The sequence below is a fragment of the Ferrimonas balearica genome (assembly GCF_019802055.1).
Lineage (GTDB): Bacteria > Pseudomonadota > Gammaproteobacteria > Enterobacterales > Shewanellaceae > Ferrimonas > Ferrimonas balearica_A.
This window is the reverse complement of sequence record NZ_JAHVHW010000007.1, coordinates 1259172-1272698: the sequence shown is the minus strand read 5'-3', so window position 1 is coordinate 1272698 and position 13527 is coordinate 1259172. Positions and strand designations below refer to the sequence as shown.

The window sequence follows — 13527 nt, the reverse complement described above, 5'->3', positions numbered from 1 at the left end:
CCCATTGGTCAGTATCCGTTCAATGGTACCTGACAGGTCCCAATCAGGCTACATTATTTGATTTAGCGCAATATATGACATTTGCCCCCCATAGGCAATTAACACCACTGCGCTCAACCACTTAACCTGCTTTTTCCGGATAATCTGCGCAATTTTATCTGCTGCAGCGCCCATTGCGACCAGTGCTGGCAGGGTACCCAGGCCAAAACCCGCCATTATGATACCCCCTTCTACCGGGTTGGCGGAGGCCAATGCCCAGGTGAGAGTAGAGTACACCAGCCCGCAGGGTAACCAGCCCCACAACATGCCCGCGCCAAGCGCTTTTCCTGTGGTGTCGATGGGCAGAAAACGCTGACGTAACGGCGCCATAGCCTGCCAGATCGGCTTTCCGGCTCTTTCTACATGAGCAAGCAGGGGGAGCCACTGAGCGATATACAGCCCCATCAGCACCAGCATGACGCCTGCCAGCAGTTGCAGCACAGCCAGATAGTGGTCCAGTTGAAACAGGGTGCCGAGCGCGCCAGCTAAACCGCCAACCGCAGCACCAGCCACAATGTAGCTAAAGATCCGACCGGAGTTATAGGCAAACAGAAAGCCCATACGCTGGCCCAGTGGGCGGTGAGCAGGCAGTGCCTGGCTAAACGCGCCGACGATGCCCCCACACATGCCAAAACAGTGCCCAGCGCCCATCAGGCCAACCAGCAGCGCCGCAAAGAACTGATATTCGCCGTTCACGGTTTGTTTTTCGGGTCTTTTTCGTCAAACAGGATGGAGTAGCCCTCACGGTCGAGGTCGTCGTACTGACGACTGCGAACCGCCCAGAAGAAGGCTGCGACCGCAAAGCAGACAAACAGTATGGCTATCGGGATCAGAACGTAGATGATGCTCATGAGGTTTTCTTCAAAAGGCGCAGACTGTTGGCCACAACGACCAGCGAACTGAGCGACATACCAGCAGCCGCGAGATAGGGCGGCACATTGCCACTGACCGCCAAGGGCAGAATAAGCAGGTTATAACACAATGAGATGGCCAGGTTCTGCCGGATCACCCGGTTGGTTTCGCGGGCGGTATCGATGGCACGGATCACCGGCCCCAATTTATCGCCCAGCAACACCAGGTCAGCATGGCATTTGGCCAAATCCGTACCGCTGCCCATGGCGACGGAGACATTCGCCCCGGCCAATACCGGCGCATCATTGATGCCGTCGCCAAACATCGCGACACGGTGGCCCTGTCTCTGCAGTTCGGCAACCCGCTCAAGCTTCTGTTCCGGGCTACGGTCAAACAGTGCATGACTCACGCCGACTTGCTCTGCCAGATCCAGCGCACGCGGGTTGGGGTCACCGGAGAGCATCTCGCAAATCATACCTTGCTGCTGAAGCTGCCCAATGGTGTCCGGGGCATCGGGACGCAGGCGGTCGGCCAGTTCAAAGGCGCCAATCACCTGTTCTTCACGGGCGAGGAAGACCCAACCGGATTCACCCAGTTCAGTACCGATAAAGCGTTGCTGGCCGATACGGTAGCGCTGACCGTCTATGATCCCTTCCAGGCCTTGTCCGGTGTGGTTGATGACCGAGTGGGCCTGAAGTGCCAGATCACGATGGGGAGCAAAGGCTTTCGCTACCGGGTGGGAGGAGTGGGCCTCCAGAGCCGCAGCCAGCTTCAGCAGAGTGTTTTGATCCTCTTGCTCAGCGAAGCGATGGACGGTCTGAATGCTCAGTTGGCCCTCAGTGAGGGTGCCGGTCTTATCAAACAGAAGATGCGTAACCTTGGGCAGGGCTTCGAGGACCCGTGCACTCTTGACCAACAGGCCCTGCTGCATCATCCGGTTGGTGCCACAGGTGAGTGCTGCTGGTGTGGCCAGAGCGAGTGCACAGGGGCAGGTCGCAACCAGGACGGAGAGCATGATCCAGAAGGCATCTTCCGGGGCGAACTGATGCCAGAACAGATAGGTTAGCAGCGCCAGTACCAGGATGACGGGCACAAAATATTGGGCCACCCGGTCGGCGAACTCCGCAATCTGGGGCTTCTGGGCCGCCGCTTCCTCCTGCAGTCTCACCAGGGTGTTGATGCGCTGTTCCGCACCAACGGTGGTGACCTCGACTTCGATAGGCTGGTCGAGGTTGACCGTGCCGGCATAGAGCGGGGCGCCCACGAGTTTACGAACCGGCTCCTGCTCACCGGTGAGCATCGATTCATTGACGCCACTTTCGCCGCTGATCAACACGCCATCTACGGCAATGCGTTGACCCGGCAATACCCGGTAGCGTTGGCCCGGCTTAAGGCTCTTCGCCGCCACCTGTCGTTCCTCGCCATTCTCCAGCAACAGTGCGGTTGCGGGGATAAGCTTCTGGAGGTTACTGGCGTTCTCACTGGCCTTTCGGCGGGCGCGCTGTTCAAAGAAACGGCCCAGCAGCAGGAAGAAGGTGAACATTGAGATCGACTCAAAGAACACTTCACCGGTGCCTTTGGCCGTAGCGACACAGCTGGCGCCATACGCGAGGAGAATCGCGATGGACACCGGCACGTCCATATTGACGCGTAAGCTCATCAGCGCCCGCAGCGCGCTGAAGTAGAAAGGTTGGGCGGAGTAGAGCACCACCGGGGTCGCAAAAATCATACTGACCCAGCGGAAGTAGTCCCGGTACTCCGGCTCCAGATCGTAGAAGTAGCCGGTATAGAGCGCCACGGCCAGCATCATCACCTGCATGGTGGCAAGGCCGGCAAGGCCAATCCGAAGCAGGAAGTTCTGGCTCTCTCGGGCGTTCTTTTCCTCCTGGGCGTCTTGCTGGAACGGCGCGGCGTGGTAGCCAATCTGGTTCATCGCCAACAGCAGATCAGACAGCTTTTGCTGGCCAGCATCCCAACGCAGCACTGCACGTTGGGTTGTGGTGTTAACGCTGATTCGGGCAACACCGGGCAGGGCGGCCAGATGTTTTTCAATCAACCAGGCGCAGGCGGCGCAACTGATCCCATCGACGGACAGCAACACCTCTTTCAGATCGCCTCGAGCAGCGACGAACTCCTGCTGCACCTCATCCAGGTCATAGGCGATCAGACTGGCCAACGCTTCAGGGACATCCTGCTGCTGGCCTTTCTCGGTACGATAGCGGTAGTAGTCGGATAGCCCTGCGGAAACGATGGCGTCGGCAACGGCGGCGCAGCCAGGGCAACACATCGGTTGCTCAACGTCATCGATCAGGGTGGAAAAGGTTGCGTTGGCCGGTACCGGCTCATCGCAGTGATAACAGCGCTGCGAAGTCATGGCCAGGCTCATATCAGTTCAACCAGATCACACCGTCGTGGGGCAGGGTGGCGCGGGTCTGAAGGCGCCAACTCTGGTCGTAGGCGTCGATCTGCACCAGCCATTTACCCTGAAGCGGGGCGTCCAGGCGCAGACGATAGGTGCCGGTACCGTCCATAAACAGCTTCTCTACAAAGTCATACTGTTCAAGGGTGGCGTGGTGGAACTCCAGCTCAATCGCCGTATCGATGGTCTTGCCACCATGCTGAATGATGCGGATCTCGTTCTCATCCACTTCCAGGGCGAACGTCAGGCCCAGGTTCTTGGCGGCACGGATCCGTGACAGATCCTGGTTAATCCCTTTGCCTTCCTTGTAGTAGTCCTCAGACACCATGGAAAACTGGGAGTTGGCAGCGATGAAAAAGGTGTAGACAGAGGCTGCGACAGCACAGGCCGGCAAGATAATCAGAAACCAGGGCCAGAACTGCTTATACCAGGGGGTCACTTTCATGTTTCTACCTTCCATTGGGAGCGGGCTCCCATACTACTGAGGCGATGGAGGGATCGCACTACCATTTTTAAGATTGCTGAACGCTTTGCTGTTCGCTTAAGCGATCCACAATGATCTGTTCGTGTGTGTGGCCTGTTGTCGTTATGTTGTTTTGGTCGGCCATAAAGTAAAACGCCCCGCACTAGGCGGGGCGTTGCGGTTTACTCTGCGCTGAGGCTGTAAACGTAGGAGGAGATGAGGTGAACCTTCTCCTCACCCAGCACCTCTTTCCATGCGGGCATAACACCTGCACGACCGTTGGTGATGGATTCAATGATGTAGCCGCGGGAACCACCGTAAACCCAGGCGTCATCGGTCAGGTTCGGAGCACCAAGAAGCGGGTTACCCTTACCGTCCATGCCGTGACAGGCGAAGCAGCCCTTCATAAATGCAGCCTGGCCAGCAACCGCCATTTCCGCATCGTGGTCACGGCCGGAGAGGCTCAGCACGTACTCAGCCAATGCCGGGATCTCCTCGTCGGTAATCGGCAGGCCACCTTTCGGAGGCATCATGCCGCGACGACCATTGAGAATGGAGGTTTTGATGGTTTGCGGATCGCCACCATACAGCCAGCCGCCATCAGTCAGGTCAGGGAAGCCGCGACTGCCCTTGGCGTCAGAGCCGTGACACTGGGAGCAGTTCTGCAGGAACAGACGCTGACCAATCTTGCGGGCTTCTTCGTCCTGAGCCAGGTCTTCGATGCTGCGGGCAGCAAACGCCTGGAAGATAGGACCGAAGTGCGCGTCAGCGGCAGCCACTTCGCGGTCGTACTGTACCAGCGCCTTGGCATCGTCTGCGCGTGCGGCACTGGCCTCATCGCGAGACTGCTCAAGGTTAACGATCTGCTTGTTGGCAGAGGTCCAGTTCAGCAGGCCGGCAAAGTTACCCATGCCGGGGTAGAGGGCCAGGTAGCCAACACCAAATACGATGGTGAGGACAAACATGTAGCTCCACCATTTCGGCAGCGGGTTGTTGATCTCCTCGATGCCGTCGAAGGTGTGCCCCATGGACTCACCTTCCTCTTTCCCCATCTTGTCCTTCTGACACCAGATGAGCAGCAGTAAACTGCCCACCAAAACCGCCAGAACACAGAAGATGACGATGACACTTAAAATGTTACTCATCTGCGATTACTCCTTAATGGATCCCTTCGCTTTGTCCTCATCGGCGAAAACCAGATTGGCGGCTTCGTCGAAGGACGGCTTCCTTTTCTTGGAGTAAGCCCAGGCAAACACCCCAATCATGGCGAACAACAAGCCGAGGGTGTAAAAACCGTGAAAGGTACCGTAATCCATTATCTCTTCCTTATTTCAGTGCGGTGCCCAATACCTGCAGGTAAGCGATCATGGCGTCCATCTCAGTCTTACCTTTAACGCTGGCAGCATCCTTTTCGATCTCTTCATCGGAGCCGTAGGGTACGCCGAACTGGTCACGGAAGAGTTTCAGCTTGGCGGCGGTATGCTCGCCGGTCAGCACGTTCTCTTCCAGCCAGGGGAAACCAGGCATGTTGGACTCCGGCACAACGGCACGGGGATCGATCAGGTGAACACGGTGCCAATCATCGGAGTAACGACCGCCGACGCGGGCCAGATCCGGACCGGTACGCTTGGAGCCCCACAGGAAGGGGTGTTCCCAGACGGACTCACCGGCTACGGAGTAGTGGCCATAACGCTCGGTTTCCGCACGGAAAGGACGGATCATCTGGCTGTGACAGTTGGCGCAGCCTTCACGGATGTATACATCGCGGCCTTCCATCTGCAGAGCGGTGTAAGGCTTGAGGCCGTCAACCGGCTGAGTGGTTTCCTGCTGGAAAATCAGCGGAACAATCTCAGCAACACCACCAAAGCTGATGGCAATGACGGTGAAGATGGCCAGCAGACCGACGTTCTTTTCAACAAGCTCGTGTTTGAATTTCATGGTCGGTACTCCTTATGCCGCTGCGGCTGCCGGTTGTTCCGCGATGCTGCCCTTGGGCGCAGTCACGGTGCGGTAGACGTTGTACGCCATCAGGAACATGCCAGCCAGGAAGAAGACACCACCAACGAAACGTACAAAGTAGAACGGATAGGAGGCCGACAGCGCTTCTACGAAGCTGTAGGTCAGCGTGCCGTCTGCGTTCACAGCGCGCCACATCAGGCCCTGCATTACACCGGAGATCCACATCGCAACGATGTACAGCACGGTACCGATGGTGGCCAGCCAGAAGTGCGTGTTGATCAGCTTGACGCTGTACATGCGAGTCTGACCGAACAGAATCGGGATCAGGTGGTACAGAGAACCGATGGATACCATGGCTACCCAGCCCAGAGCACCGGAGTGCACGTGACCAACAGTCCAGTCGGTGTAGTGAGACAGGGCGTTCACGGTCTTGATGGACATCATCGGGCCTTCGAAGGTGGACATACCGTAGAAGGACAGAGAGACAATCAGGAAGCGCAGGATCGGGTCAGTACGCAGCTTATGCCAGGCGCCGGACAAGGTCATGATGCCGTTGATCATGCCACCCCAGGAGGGCGCGAACAGGATCAGGGACATCACCATACCCAGAGACTGAGTCCAGTCGGGCAGGGCGGTGTAGTGCAGGTGGTGCGGACCGGCCCAGATGTAGAGGGAGATCAGCGCCCAGAAGTGCACGATGGAAAGGCGGTAGGAGTATACCGGGCGCTCAGCCTGCTTAGGCACGAAGTAGTACATCATACCCAGGAAGCCAGCGGTCAGCAGGAAGCCTACGGCGTTGTGGCCGTACCACCACTGAACCATGGCATCGACTGCGCCAGCGTAGATGGAATAAGACTTCCACATGCTCAGCGGGATCGCCATGGAGTTCACCACGTGCAGTACAGCAACGGTAATGATGAAAGCACCGAAGAACCAGTTGGCCACATAGATGTGGCTGGTCTTACGCTTGATCAGCGTGCCGAAGAACACCAGCGCATAACACACCCAGACCAGGGTGATGGCGATGTCGATCGGCCACTCCAGCTCTGCATACTCTTTGCTGGTGGAGATACCCAGCGGCAGAGTGATCGCAGCAGCAACGATAATGGCTTGCCAACCCCAGAAGGTGAAGGCGGCCAACTTATCGGAGAACAGCCGGGTTTGGCAGGTACGCTGAACCACATAATAGGAAGTGGCAAACAGGGCACTGGTACCAAAGGCAAAGATCACCGCGTTGGTGTGAAGGGGACGGAGACGGCTGTAAGTCAGCCACGGAGTGTCAAAGTTAAGGGCGGGCCAGATCAACTGGGCGGCGATTAACACCCCCACAGCCATGCCGACAATACCCCATACAACAGTCATGATGGCAAACTGTCGTACAACCTTATAGTTGTAGTCGGTTTGCGGATGGGTCAGGTTCATATCGATGCTTCCACTGCAATTTCTGCATTTACTGTGTGCCTGGCGGCAGGACATCAGTTCTTTAGCCTGCTCATGTCCCAGGATTTGCCGCAACGTGATATCAATCAAGGCACGGCCATGATACTTGAGGCAGGTCAAAAAACCCAGAGAGGCCACGTTGGAAAAGGCTGATCTGGATCAAAGTAGCAAAGAACTGTTATCAGATAGGTAAATTATTGAACTATTGGTGTGAATTTAACCGGTCATCAAACGGTTAAACCTTATTCAGATTGGTGTTCTGCTCTATAATCGCCGCTCAAACCGGGTACAAACGGCGTACAAGTACAAGGACTTCACACAATGAAACGGCTCCTGATTCCTTTTGTTATGACGTTGGTCGCGTGCTCTGAGGCACCGCAACCATCGGTAGAAAAGGCGATTGATCCCAGTCTTTGCCAGTTCAGCGAGGGAGCCTGCATCGTCAGTTCTGTCGGGCTGACTCTGGCGCCGCACCATGCTCCCAGCGAGCAGCCTTTGACTCTTCAACTCACATTGCCAGAGGGCGATCGGGTAGTCAGTGCGCGCATCGAGGGCCGCGACATGTTTATGGGGGTCATCCCGGTCATGTTCGATGAAAGCGGGCACGCGGAAGTGATCTACGGAAGTTGTTCATCCAACTATATGGTTTGGAGAATGCTCGTTACCGTTGAGGACAGCCACGGCGAACAGTACACCCGAATCTTCGATTGGCTTGCTGACGCAAGTTAACCGAGACAGACGCCGTGAAAAGAACAAGCCCCGTTGCTTTGAGAAAGCAGCGGGGCTTTTGATTTGGCGACTGGCAGATACGTGCAGGCATGCACGCAACACACACAGTTAGGGAAATGAGTCATCGTGGCGCATCCAACACAGCGACAACCGGGTAGGACCGCGGGGCGCTGTAAAAGTCAGGAGCGCGACGGAAGCGAGCAGCGGATGGATGCAATAACCAATCAGACTGGTCGTCTTACATTGCGCATTTAACATAATATACACTGCTCGATTACTGAGCACCCTCCAGGTTAACAAGTACACGCTGTAGATCCCTTCGGACAGAGGGGTTAGGGCACTTGGCCGCCATAACCGCCATGTAGACGCACACTGTCGGAACTTTCGCGTATTCGGCGATCTGCTCGATGTGATGGAAATCCGGGAAGATGCGTGTTTTCCGCCACTGCGCCCAGCGACACACTGCTTGCCTACTCACACCCAATTCTGCCGCCAACGACTTCGCGTTACGCCCCGGTGTAGCGTCGATTGCGTCTCTTATAAGGCTGTCCAAATTCATAACTTTTCAACCAAAAGTTGACCATCTAAGTCTCAGTCAAACATAGAAAAGTGCCCCAGCAAGGGGGTATTGAGCCGGTGGAATCTAGTTAGTTAACTTTGCGACAAAGGCGTGCCAACCATCACCCGGGAGGACTTCAAATGCTGGGATCGCAATTACGTGTTTTACGAGTAAGCCAAGGTCTTACGCTTCGGCAAGCTGCCAAGAAAGCTGGAACCAGTGCTGCAGGATTCTGTAAGGCTGAAAATTCCAATAACCCCAAGGCCAAGTACTTCGAAGCACTGGGCGCAAAGCTGGTGGTGATCACCCCGGAAGGGGAACAGCTGTGATTACCACCCATAACCCCAAGGGCTACCGGGCCATAGGTCGGGTACGCCTGATCAACTCCTATCACGGCAGCTTACCTGGTGGCCGCCCCCAATCGGCAGAGCAGGCGCGGTACCGTCGCGCGTGTTGCCGCTACCTTCGCCGCCTTCTGGCGCAGGGAGGGTGCTGATGCTGCTCCATGACCATGCCCACGTTACCGCGCTCTGCAAAGCGGGCCGCTACCGCCATCTGAGTCCGCACAAGCGCGCCTTCAAGCTGGCGTTCAGTGCCGCCCGTTGGCACTACCGGCTGGGGGAGGCGCAGGTGTTCGACACGTTGGCGCAGGACTTCGCCAACATCTTTGCCGCCGCCAATGGTGATCTCTCCATCTTCCGGGACGTCTGTCTTGCCGCCTGGGCCTGTTCGCCCAGCCAAACCGACGAGATCCCGTTCTGAGGTGCCCCATGAACATCGCAAAACGACAGTTCCAACTGGCTTATCGAATGGCGCGCCGCGCAGCTCGCCCCGGTGACAACCGACTGGTCGCGGTCTGCAACAGCGCCGGGATGCTCGCCAAAGAAACCGATCACCATTATTACCAGCACAACCAAAGCGCCGTATTGAGCGGAATGCTCGACGCGCTGATTGCTGCTGAAAAGGTAATGGCGTCCCGGGCGGAAGACGATGCAATTCGGGCGGTGTTCGGATGAAGCCCGAGGAGATGAATGGTCTGGACCCAAGCCCGGAGGCGCTGGTGGATTACGTCAGGATGTGTGGCGTGGCCGAGCCGGAAGCCTGACTGCAGGAACAGTTCGGGCGCGAATGGCGATTGCCTCCGCGCCCAGTGGATAACGTAGTGGTGGTGTAATGATTTATTTGTCGCGACGGAAGATGCCGTCGTACTTGTTGGGGCTGAAGTTGCCTTCAAGTTCGTCTGTAAAGTCGAGCTTTTGCATTGCTCCGACGACCTTAAACATCGAACCCATACCGGTGCTGGTGAACTCCCGGTATATCTCACCGTCGTCGTTTCGCACGGCCCACAGCATAGTATTTCCACCGGAGTCAGTAGGTATCTTGGCGATTACCTTGCTGACTCGATCATCCCATTCAGGGCGTGTAACTCCCTCAACGTACCTTTCCATTTTGCACTCTCCATTTTTTCCTTGTGCGGAAATAACCTTATGTAAAAAGGGGCTACGATGAAAACCCCAGCCGAGCAAGACTCTGTAAAGTGGATCAAATCCCTGGTGGATAGAGAGGGATTTGGCCCCCGGATGCGAACCTGGCTGCTGAACCGCTGGGAGCGCCACCGCCTTTGTGCCGGGCTGACTGAGGCCAACAAGGCCATCAGGCAGGAGATCCCCCTGATGGCGGCGGTGATCGCCCAGTATCCCGCGCTGATTGATGCCCTGATATTCGATGCGGCGGCTCGTGAACGGTGGGCGAAGGGGGCGGCGGATGAAGTGCTGTGCCTGTTGAGCTCAGTAGAGTGCGATTCCTACCTGGCCAGCCTGAAAGCAGGTTATCGAATGGCCGCCCAGGTTTGCGCAGACCGTCGCATCGAGCCCTTCGACCTGCCCAAGAAACCCAAACAACGCGACTACGAGAAAGCCGTTCTTCGGATGGCCTGTGAAGACTGGTGGCATCGCACCATTAATAAGGAAGCGAAACGCGCCGCCGAACACCTGGAAATCGCCAAGGGCAACGTCAATCGAAACACGCCGTACTGTTCTGACAACTGCGTGAAGCAACACCAGCGCACCCAAAAGCGCCAGCGCAGTTGGATGGAGGAGATGGCAGTCGCCTCAGATTTTGGTGACGTGCTGAAGTTGTCCGAAGTGGTGGACAGTTCCATGGCCAATCCGGAACTGCGCCGGGTTGAGTTACTGGTGAGAACGGCAGGGTTGGAGAAGCAGGCCACAGAGGAGGGGAGAATAGGGTACTTCCTCACGTTCACCGCGCCCTCCCGCTTTCACAAAGCCAGTAAGAAATGGAATGGGTGCAGCCCGGTGGCCGCCCATAACTGGATCCTGGATGTGTGGAAACGGATCCGCGCCAAACTCAACCGCGAGCAGATCGACTACTACGGACTCCGTGTGGTGGAGCCTCACCAGGACGGCACCGCGCACTGGCATGCGGTGGTGTTCCTCAATCCGGATCAGGTAGCGGAGTTTAAGCGCATCTGTCGCCGCTGGTGCCTGCAGGACGAGGGTAAAGAGAAGGGGGCCTGGCGCCATCGCTTTCACGCCAAGTACATCGACCCGGAAAAAGGCTCTGCCGTTGGCTACGTGATCAAGTACCTGTCCAAAAACCTCAATGGCGCGCACATGGCAGATGAACTGAGCGAGGAAACGCCTTGTGCCCATAACAGTAAGCCCGAGGAGGCGGATCTGAACGTCCCGGAAACCATTGACCGGGTGGTTGCCTGGGCCCGGAGATTCGGGATCCGACAGTTCCAGTTTTTCGGAACCGGCAGCGTCACCCTCTGGCGCGAATGCCGCCGAACCCATAAGCAAACCGGGCCTTTCCCGGAAACCTTCGAAGAAGCCAGGGCCGCCGCCGTCGCCAATAAGTGGGACGCGTTCTGCGAGGTCGCCCGTTCGCTGCAGCTGGAATACGAAATAGAGAAAGAAGCAGGCCGGTACAGCGACGACACCCGTCGCGTGATCGGTGTCCGTGCCGGGGACCAGGTGATCCACACCCGACCTAAGAAGTGGGCTCTGGTGAGGCCCGCAAAGCGGGACGAACTGATCCAAAGCGCCAGAGGCGCGCCTTGGAGCCCTACCAATAACTGTACGCCGTGCCGAAAAGGCGATGCGCTTGACCGTCATCTAGCTCTCCTGGGAGTAGGGCCGGAGGCCCGCAGCATTCTGGAACGGGGCGGCTTCGTCACCAGTCGCCTGGGAGATCGATATTTCGCCCTGCGGGGCGGCCAACTGAGGGAGTACCACTGATGAAAGAGATCCAAACCCTGCGTAAAGCGGTAGCCGATGCGGAAAACGCTGGCCCGTTAAACGCGCTCAGCCAGGCCAAAGTGGTGGCAGCAGCCACCCTGGCGGCGCTGGAAAACCTTGAGGCGCGACTGGTCCGTCTCGAAAACCACCAAACAGGAGGTGCCCATGGCTAACCCGGCGATCGGCAAACTGCGATGCAACACCTGTGACGACGTGGCCGAAGTGCGCCAGCAGTGCAACGGCGAACGGCTGCTCTATACCATCTGCCCCAACTGCGGCATGGACCGGCGTTCCGGCGCCAAGGTTCAGGCGATGTGGCGGGAGCAGATGGTCGGCGTGGACGACGAACTGCCCGAGGGCAGCGCAGAATCTGGGGAAACGCCAGAGAATACCTGGCTTCCCGACGAACAGACCTGTCCGGAATCTGAGAACCAGGAGACGGAAAAAGCCGGTACCGGCACCTGGGTGGGTTTGGGGATCGCCACCGTGCTGGCCGTTGGCCTCGCATTTCTCGGTGTGCGCTACAGCGGAGGTCGGGGATGAACCAGGAACGTCTTGAACAGGAAACCGAAACCGTTGAGGACAACCAGGTAGAGGAAACCCTGGGTAATCCGGAACTGGATGCGGTGGTAGAGGCTACCGAGGGGGAGAGCGCCAGCAACGAACCCGAGGCTCCAACCGTACTGATGACCGCCACCGACGCTAGGGCGGTTGTGGCTTTGGGGGCGGTTAAGCTGACCCATGTCGTCGGTGATCTCACCAAAACGCAACTGGAACCGGACGAACGTCAGATCGACAACCTGGCTAACCAGGTACACCCGGTGCTGCTGAAGTATGCCGCGGCATTGGAAAACCCACCGCCCTGGTTTGCTTCGCTGCTGCAGTACCGGGCCGAAGCCGTTGCGTTGTACGCGATCACCGTGTTTGGTCTGGGCCTGCGCTCCGCCGTGGTGGCCGACAAGGCGCGGCAGCGTAAGGCAGCACAACGGCAACAGCAGGGGGCCGGCCATGGCGATCAACCCGAATAACACCCTGCCGGCCCGCCACGTTTTCTACACGGCCACTACCGGTGGCGGCAAATCCATGGCGGTACAGTACGCGGGGTTTGTGCCCCGCGTTCCTTGCCTGGCCATCTTCGACCCCTACGGCGACTACCTCTATAAGACCGGCTCAAAGCGGGATAACGGTTTTGGCGGCAAGCGGGTGTACCACTACAGCACCCGGCGAGGCTTCGCCCGGGCGTTCCGTCAGGCCTGGGGCACCCGCAAGTGTTTCCGCATCGCCTATAAACCGCCGAAACCCAATCGGGCCGAAATGCTCTGGTTCTGCGAACTAATGTGGGCCGCAGCTGACGGTGACCGCCGTCTGGACGTAGTAATAGAAGAAGTAGCGAAATGGGTGGAGTCCACCGCCAAAGAACAATCCATCCTGGGGGAGTGCATGACCGGCGGCCGTAAGTTCGGACTGGTGATGCACACCGTCGCCCAGCGCCCCACGGAAGTTCCGAAAACCATCACCAGCCAGAGCCCCTACAAGATAGTGGGAATGCAGGAGAGCAGGGCAGATGCGGAGCGGATGATGAAGGAGCTGGATTGCGGGTTTGAGGAGATCAAAAGTCTAAAAGCACTATGTTATCTGTTGAAAAGCCCTGGTCTATCCAATTTTTCGTCATTCAAAATTGAAATGGGTGAGTGGTCTAAAAATCAAACAACAACAAACTTAGCTATTGATCGAACAACTATCTAACTGCTAGCTTCTAGTCTTTTAAAACTCCCCTTACGGATGATTGCCCGAATGTTATTCAGGC

At 57.3% G+C, this 13527-nt stretch carries 18 protein-coding genes; 9 read left to right on the top strand and 9 right to left on the bottom strand.

Annotated elements, in window-relative coordinates; all coding sequences use genetic code 11:
- Positions 1–48: 48 nt before the first annotated feature.
- From KUV52_RS13425 to ccoN, 8 genes are all read right to left on the bottom strand, one after another.
- Positions 49–735, bottom strand: coding sequence for a sulfite exporter TauE/SafE family protein (locus KUV52_RS13425; RefSeq protein WP_222526431.1), 687 nt, complete (start codon positions 733–735; stop codon positions 49–51).
- A complete protein-coding gene (gene ccoS / locus KUV52_RS13420; protein WP_222526430.1) occupies positions 732–890 on the bottom strand; it encodes a cbb3-type cytochrome oxidase assembly protein CcoS in 159 nt (52 codons plus the stop codon). The genes KUV52_RS13425 and ccoS overlap by 4 nt, the downstream gene beginning before the upstream one ends.
- Complete coding sequence (locus KUV52_RS13415) at positions 887–3265, bottom strand: heavy metal translocating P-type ATPase (protein WP_222526850.1); 2379 nt, start codon at positions 3263–3265, stop codon at positions 887–889. Before KUV52_RS13415 ends, ccoS begins: the two co-directional genes overlap by 4 nt.
- 13 nt (positions 3266–3278) lie before the next feature.
- On the bottom strand, positions 3279–3755 hold the full coding sequence (locus tag KUV52_RS13410; protein ID WP_261389983.1) for a FixH family protein: 477 nt from the start codon (positions 3753–3755) through the stop codon (positions 3279–3281).
- A gap of 200 nt (positions 3756–3955) precedes the next feature.
- Positions 3956–4918 carry a cytochrome-c oxidase, cbb3-type subunit III gene (gene ccoP, locus KUV52_RS13405; protein ID WP_222526428.1) on the bottom strand — a complete coding sequence of 321 codons (963 nt, stop codon included), beginning with the start codon at positions 4916–4918 and terminating at the stop codon, positions 3956–3958.
- Positions 4919–4924: 6 nt separating this feature from the next.
- Positions 4925–5089: a cbb3-type cytochrome oxidase subunit 3 gene (locus KUV52_RS13400; protein ID WP_222526427.1), complete on the bottom strand. Its 165-nt coding sequence runs from the start codon at positions 5087–5089 to the stop codon at positions 4925–4927.
- 10 nt (positions 5090–5099) lie between these two features.
- The gene (gene ccoO, locus KUV52_RS13395; protein ID WP_222526426.1) at positions 5100–5711 is read right to left on the bottom strand and encodes a cytochrome-c oxidase, cbb3-type subunit II; all 612 of its coding nucleotides are present in this window, start codon (positions 5709–5711) and stop codon (positions 5100–5102) included.
- 12 nt (positions 5712–5723) lie between these two features.
- Complete coding sequence (gene ccoN / locus KUV52_RS13390; protein ID WP_222526425.1) at positions 5724–7154, bottom strand: cytochrome-c oxidase, cbb3-type subunit I; 1431 nt, start codon at positions 7152–7154, stop codon at positions 5724–5726.
- Between the two features lie 339 nt (positions 7155–7493).
- Here ccoN and KUV52_RS13385 point away from each other — a divergent pair, with 339 nt between their 5' ends.
- From KUV52_RS13385 to KUV52_RS13370, 4 genes are all read left to right on the top strand, one after another.
- Entirely contained in the window at positions 7494–7901 is a 408-nt protein-coding gene (locus KUV52_RS13385) for a hypothetical protein (RefSeq protein ID WP_222526424.1), read from the top strand.
- A 699-nt stretch (positions 7902–8600) separates the two neighbouring features.
- Positions 8601–8789, top strand: a complete 189-nt coding sequence (locus KUV52_RS13380; RefSeq protein ID WP_222526423.1) for a helix-turn-helix domain-containing protein — start codon at positions 8601–8603, stop codon at positions 8787–8789.
- A gap of 166 nt (positions 8790–8955) precedes the next feature.
- Entirely contained in the window at positions 8956–9222 is a 267-nt protein-coding gene (locus KUV52_RS13375; RefSeq protein ID WP_222526422.1) for a hypothetical protein, read from the top strand.
- Positions 9223–9230: 8 nt separating this feature from the next.
- Positions 9231–9476 (top strand): hypothetical protein, encoded by a 246-nt coding sequence (locus KUV52_RS13370; protein WP_222526421.1) that lies wholly within the window; start codon positions 9231–9233, stop codon positions 9474–9476.
- 162 nt (positions 9477–9638) lie between these two features.
- On the opposite strand, the gene KUV52_RS13365 is transcribed toward KUV52_RS13370, so the two are convergent.
- Positions 9639–9908 carry a hypothetical protein gene (locus KUV52_RS13365; RefSeq protein ID WP_222526420.1) on the bottom strand — a complete coding sequence of 90 codons (270 nt, stop codon included), beginning with the start codon at positions 9906–9908 and terminating at the stop codon, positions 9639–9641.
- A gap of 57 nt (positions 9909–9965) precedes the next feature.
- Between KUV52_RS13365 and KUV52_RS13360 the strand changes: the two genes are divergently transcribed.
- Genes KUV52_RS13360 through KUV52_RS13340 form a run of 5 tightly spaced genes read left to right on the top strand, consistent with a single transcriptional unit; the run spans position 9966 to position 13466 of the window.
- On the top strand, positions 9966–11720 hold the full coding sequence (locus tag KUV52_RS13360) for a replication endonuclease (protein ID WP_222526419.1): 1755 nt from the start codon (positions 9966–9968) through the stop codon (positions 11718–11720).
- Positions 11720–11893, top strand: coding sequence for a hypothetical protein (locus KUV52_RS13355; RefSeq protein WP_222526418.1), 174 nt, complete (start codon positions 11720–11722; stop codon positions 11891–11893). Before KUV52_RS13360 ends, KUV52_RS13355 begins: the two co-directional genes overlap by 1 nt.
- Positions 11886–12263, top strand: coding sequence for a hypothetical protein (locus KUV52_RS13350; RefSeq protein ID WP_222526417.1), 378 nt, complete (start codon positions 11886–11888; stop codon positions 12261–12263). Before KUV52_RS13355 ends, KUV52_RS13350 begins: the two co-directional genes overlap by 8 nt.
- Complete coding sequence (locus KUV52_RS13345) at positions 12260–12748, top strand: hypothetical protein (protein ID WP_222526416.1); 489 nt, start codon at positions 12260–12262, stop codon at positions 12746–12748. Before KUV52_RS13350 ends, KUV52_RS13345 begins: the two co-directional genes overlap by 4 nt.
- The gene (locus KUV52_RS13340; RefSeq protein WP_222526415.1) at positions 12729–13466 is read left to right on the top strand and encodes a hypothetical protein; all 738 of its coding nucleotides are present in this window, start codon (positions 12729–12731) and stop codon (positions 13464–13466) included. Before KUV52_RS13345 ends, KUV52_RS13340 begins: the two co-directional genes overlap by 20 nt.
- Positions 13467–13527: the final 61 nt, after the last annotated feature.

Bases quoted from the DNA above. Each gene is read 5' to 3' on its own strand.
- KUV52_RS13415 (WP_222526850.1), bottom strand. From the start codon at position 3,265: ATGACTTCGCAGCGCTGTTATCACTGCGATGAGCCGGTACCGGCCAAC.
- KUV52_RS13380 (WP_222526423.1), top strand. From the start codon at position 8,601: ATGCTGGGATCGCAATTACGTGTTTTACGAGTAAGCCAAGGTCTTACG.
- KUV52_RS13410 (WP_261389983.1), bottom strand. From the start codon at position 3,755: ATGAAAGTGACCCCCTGGTATAAGCAGTTCTGGCCCTGGTTTCTGATT.
- KUV52_RS13340 (WP_222526415.1), top strand. From the start codon at position 12,729: ATGGCGATCAACCCGAATAACACCCTGCCGGCCCGCCACGTTTTCTAC.
- KUV52_RS13370 (WP_222526421.1), top strand. From the start codon at position 9,231: ATGAACATCGCAAAACGACAGTTCCAACTGGCTTATCGAATGGCGCGC.
- KUV52_RS13400 (WP_222526427.1), bottom strand. From the start codon at position 5,089: ATGGATTACGGTACCTTTCACGGTTTTTACACCCTCGGCTTGTTGTTC.
- KUV52_RS13345 (WP_222526416.1), top strand. From the start codon at position 12,260: ATGAACCAGGAACGTCTTGAACAGGAAACCGAAACCGTTGAGGACAAC.
- ccoO (WP_222526426.1), bottom strand. From the start codon at position 5,711: ATGAAATTCAAACACGAGCTTGTTGAAAAGAACGTCGGTCTGCTGGCC.
- ccoN (WP_222526425.1), bottom strand. From the start codon at position 7,154: ATGAACCTGACCCATCCGCAAACCGACTACAACTATAAGGTTGTACGA.
- KUV52_RS13365 (WP_222526420.1), bottom strand. From the start codon at position 9,908: ATGGAAAGGTACGTTGAGGGAGTTACACGCCCTGAATGGGATGATCGA.
- ccoS (WP_222526430.1), bottom strand. From the start codon at position 890: ATGAGCATCATCTACGTTCTGATCCCGATAGCCATACTGTTTGTCTGC.
- KUV52_RS13350 (WP_222526417.1), top strand. From the start codon at position 11,886: ATGGCTAACCCGGCGATCGGCAAACTGCGATGCAACACCTGTGACGAC.
- KUV52_RS13385 (WP_222526424.1), top strand. From the start codon at position 7,494: ATGAAACGGCTCCTGATTCCTTTTGTTATGACGTTGGTCGCGTGCTCT.
- KUV52_RS13355 (WP_222526418.1), top strand. From the start codon at position 11,720: ATGAAAGAGATCCAAACCCTGCGTAAAGCGGTAGCCGATGCGGAAAAC.
- KUV52_RS13375 (WP_222526422.1), top strand. From the start codon at position 8,956: ATGCTGCTCCATGACCATGCCCACGTTACCGCGCTCTGCAAAGCGGGC.
- ccoP (WP_222526428.1), bottom strand. From the start codon at position 4,918: ATGAGTAACATTTTAAGTGTCATCGTCATCTTCTGTGTTCTGGCGGTT.
- KUV52_RS13360 (WP_222526419.1), top strand. From the start codon at position 9,966: ATGAAAACCCCAGCCGAGCAAGACTCTGTAAAGTGGATCAAATCCCTG.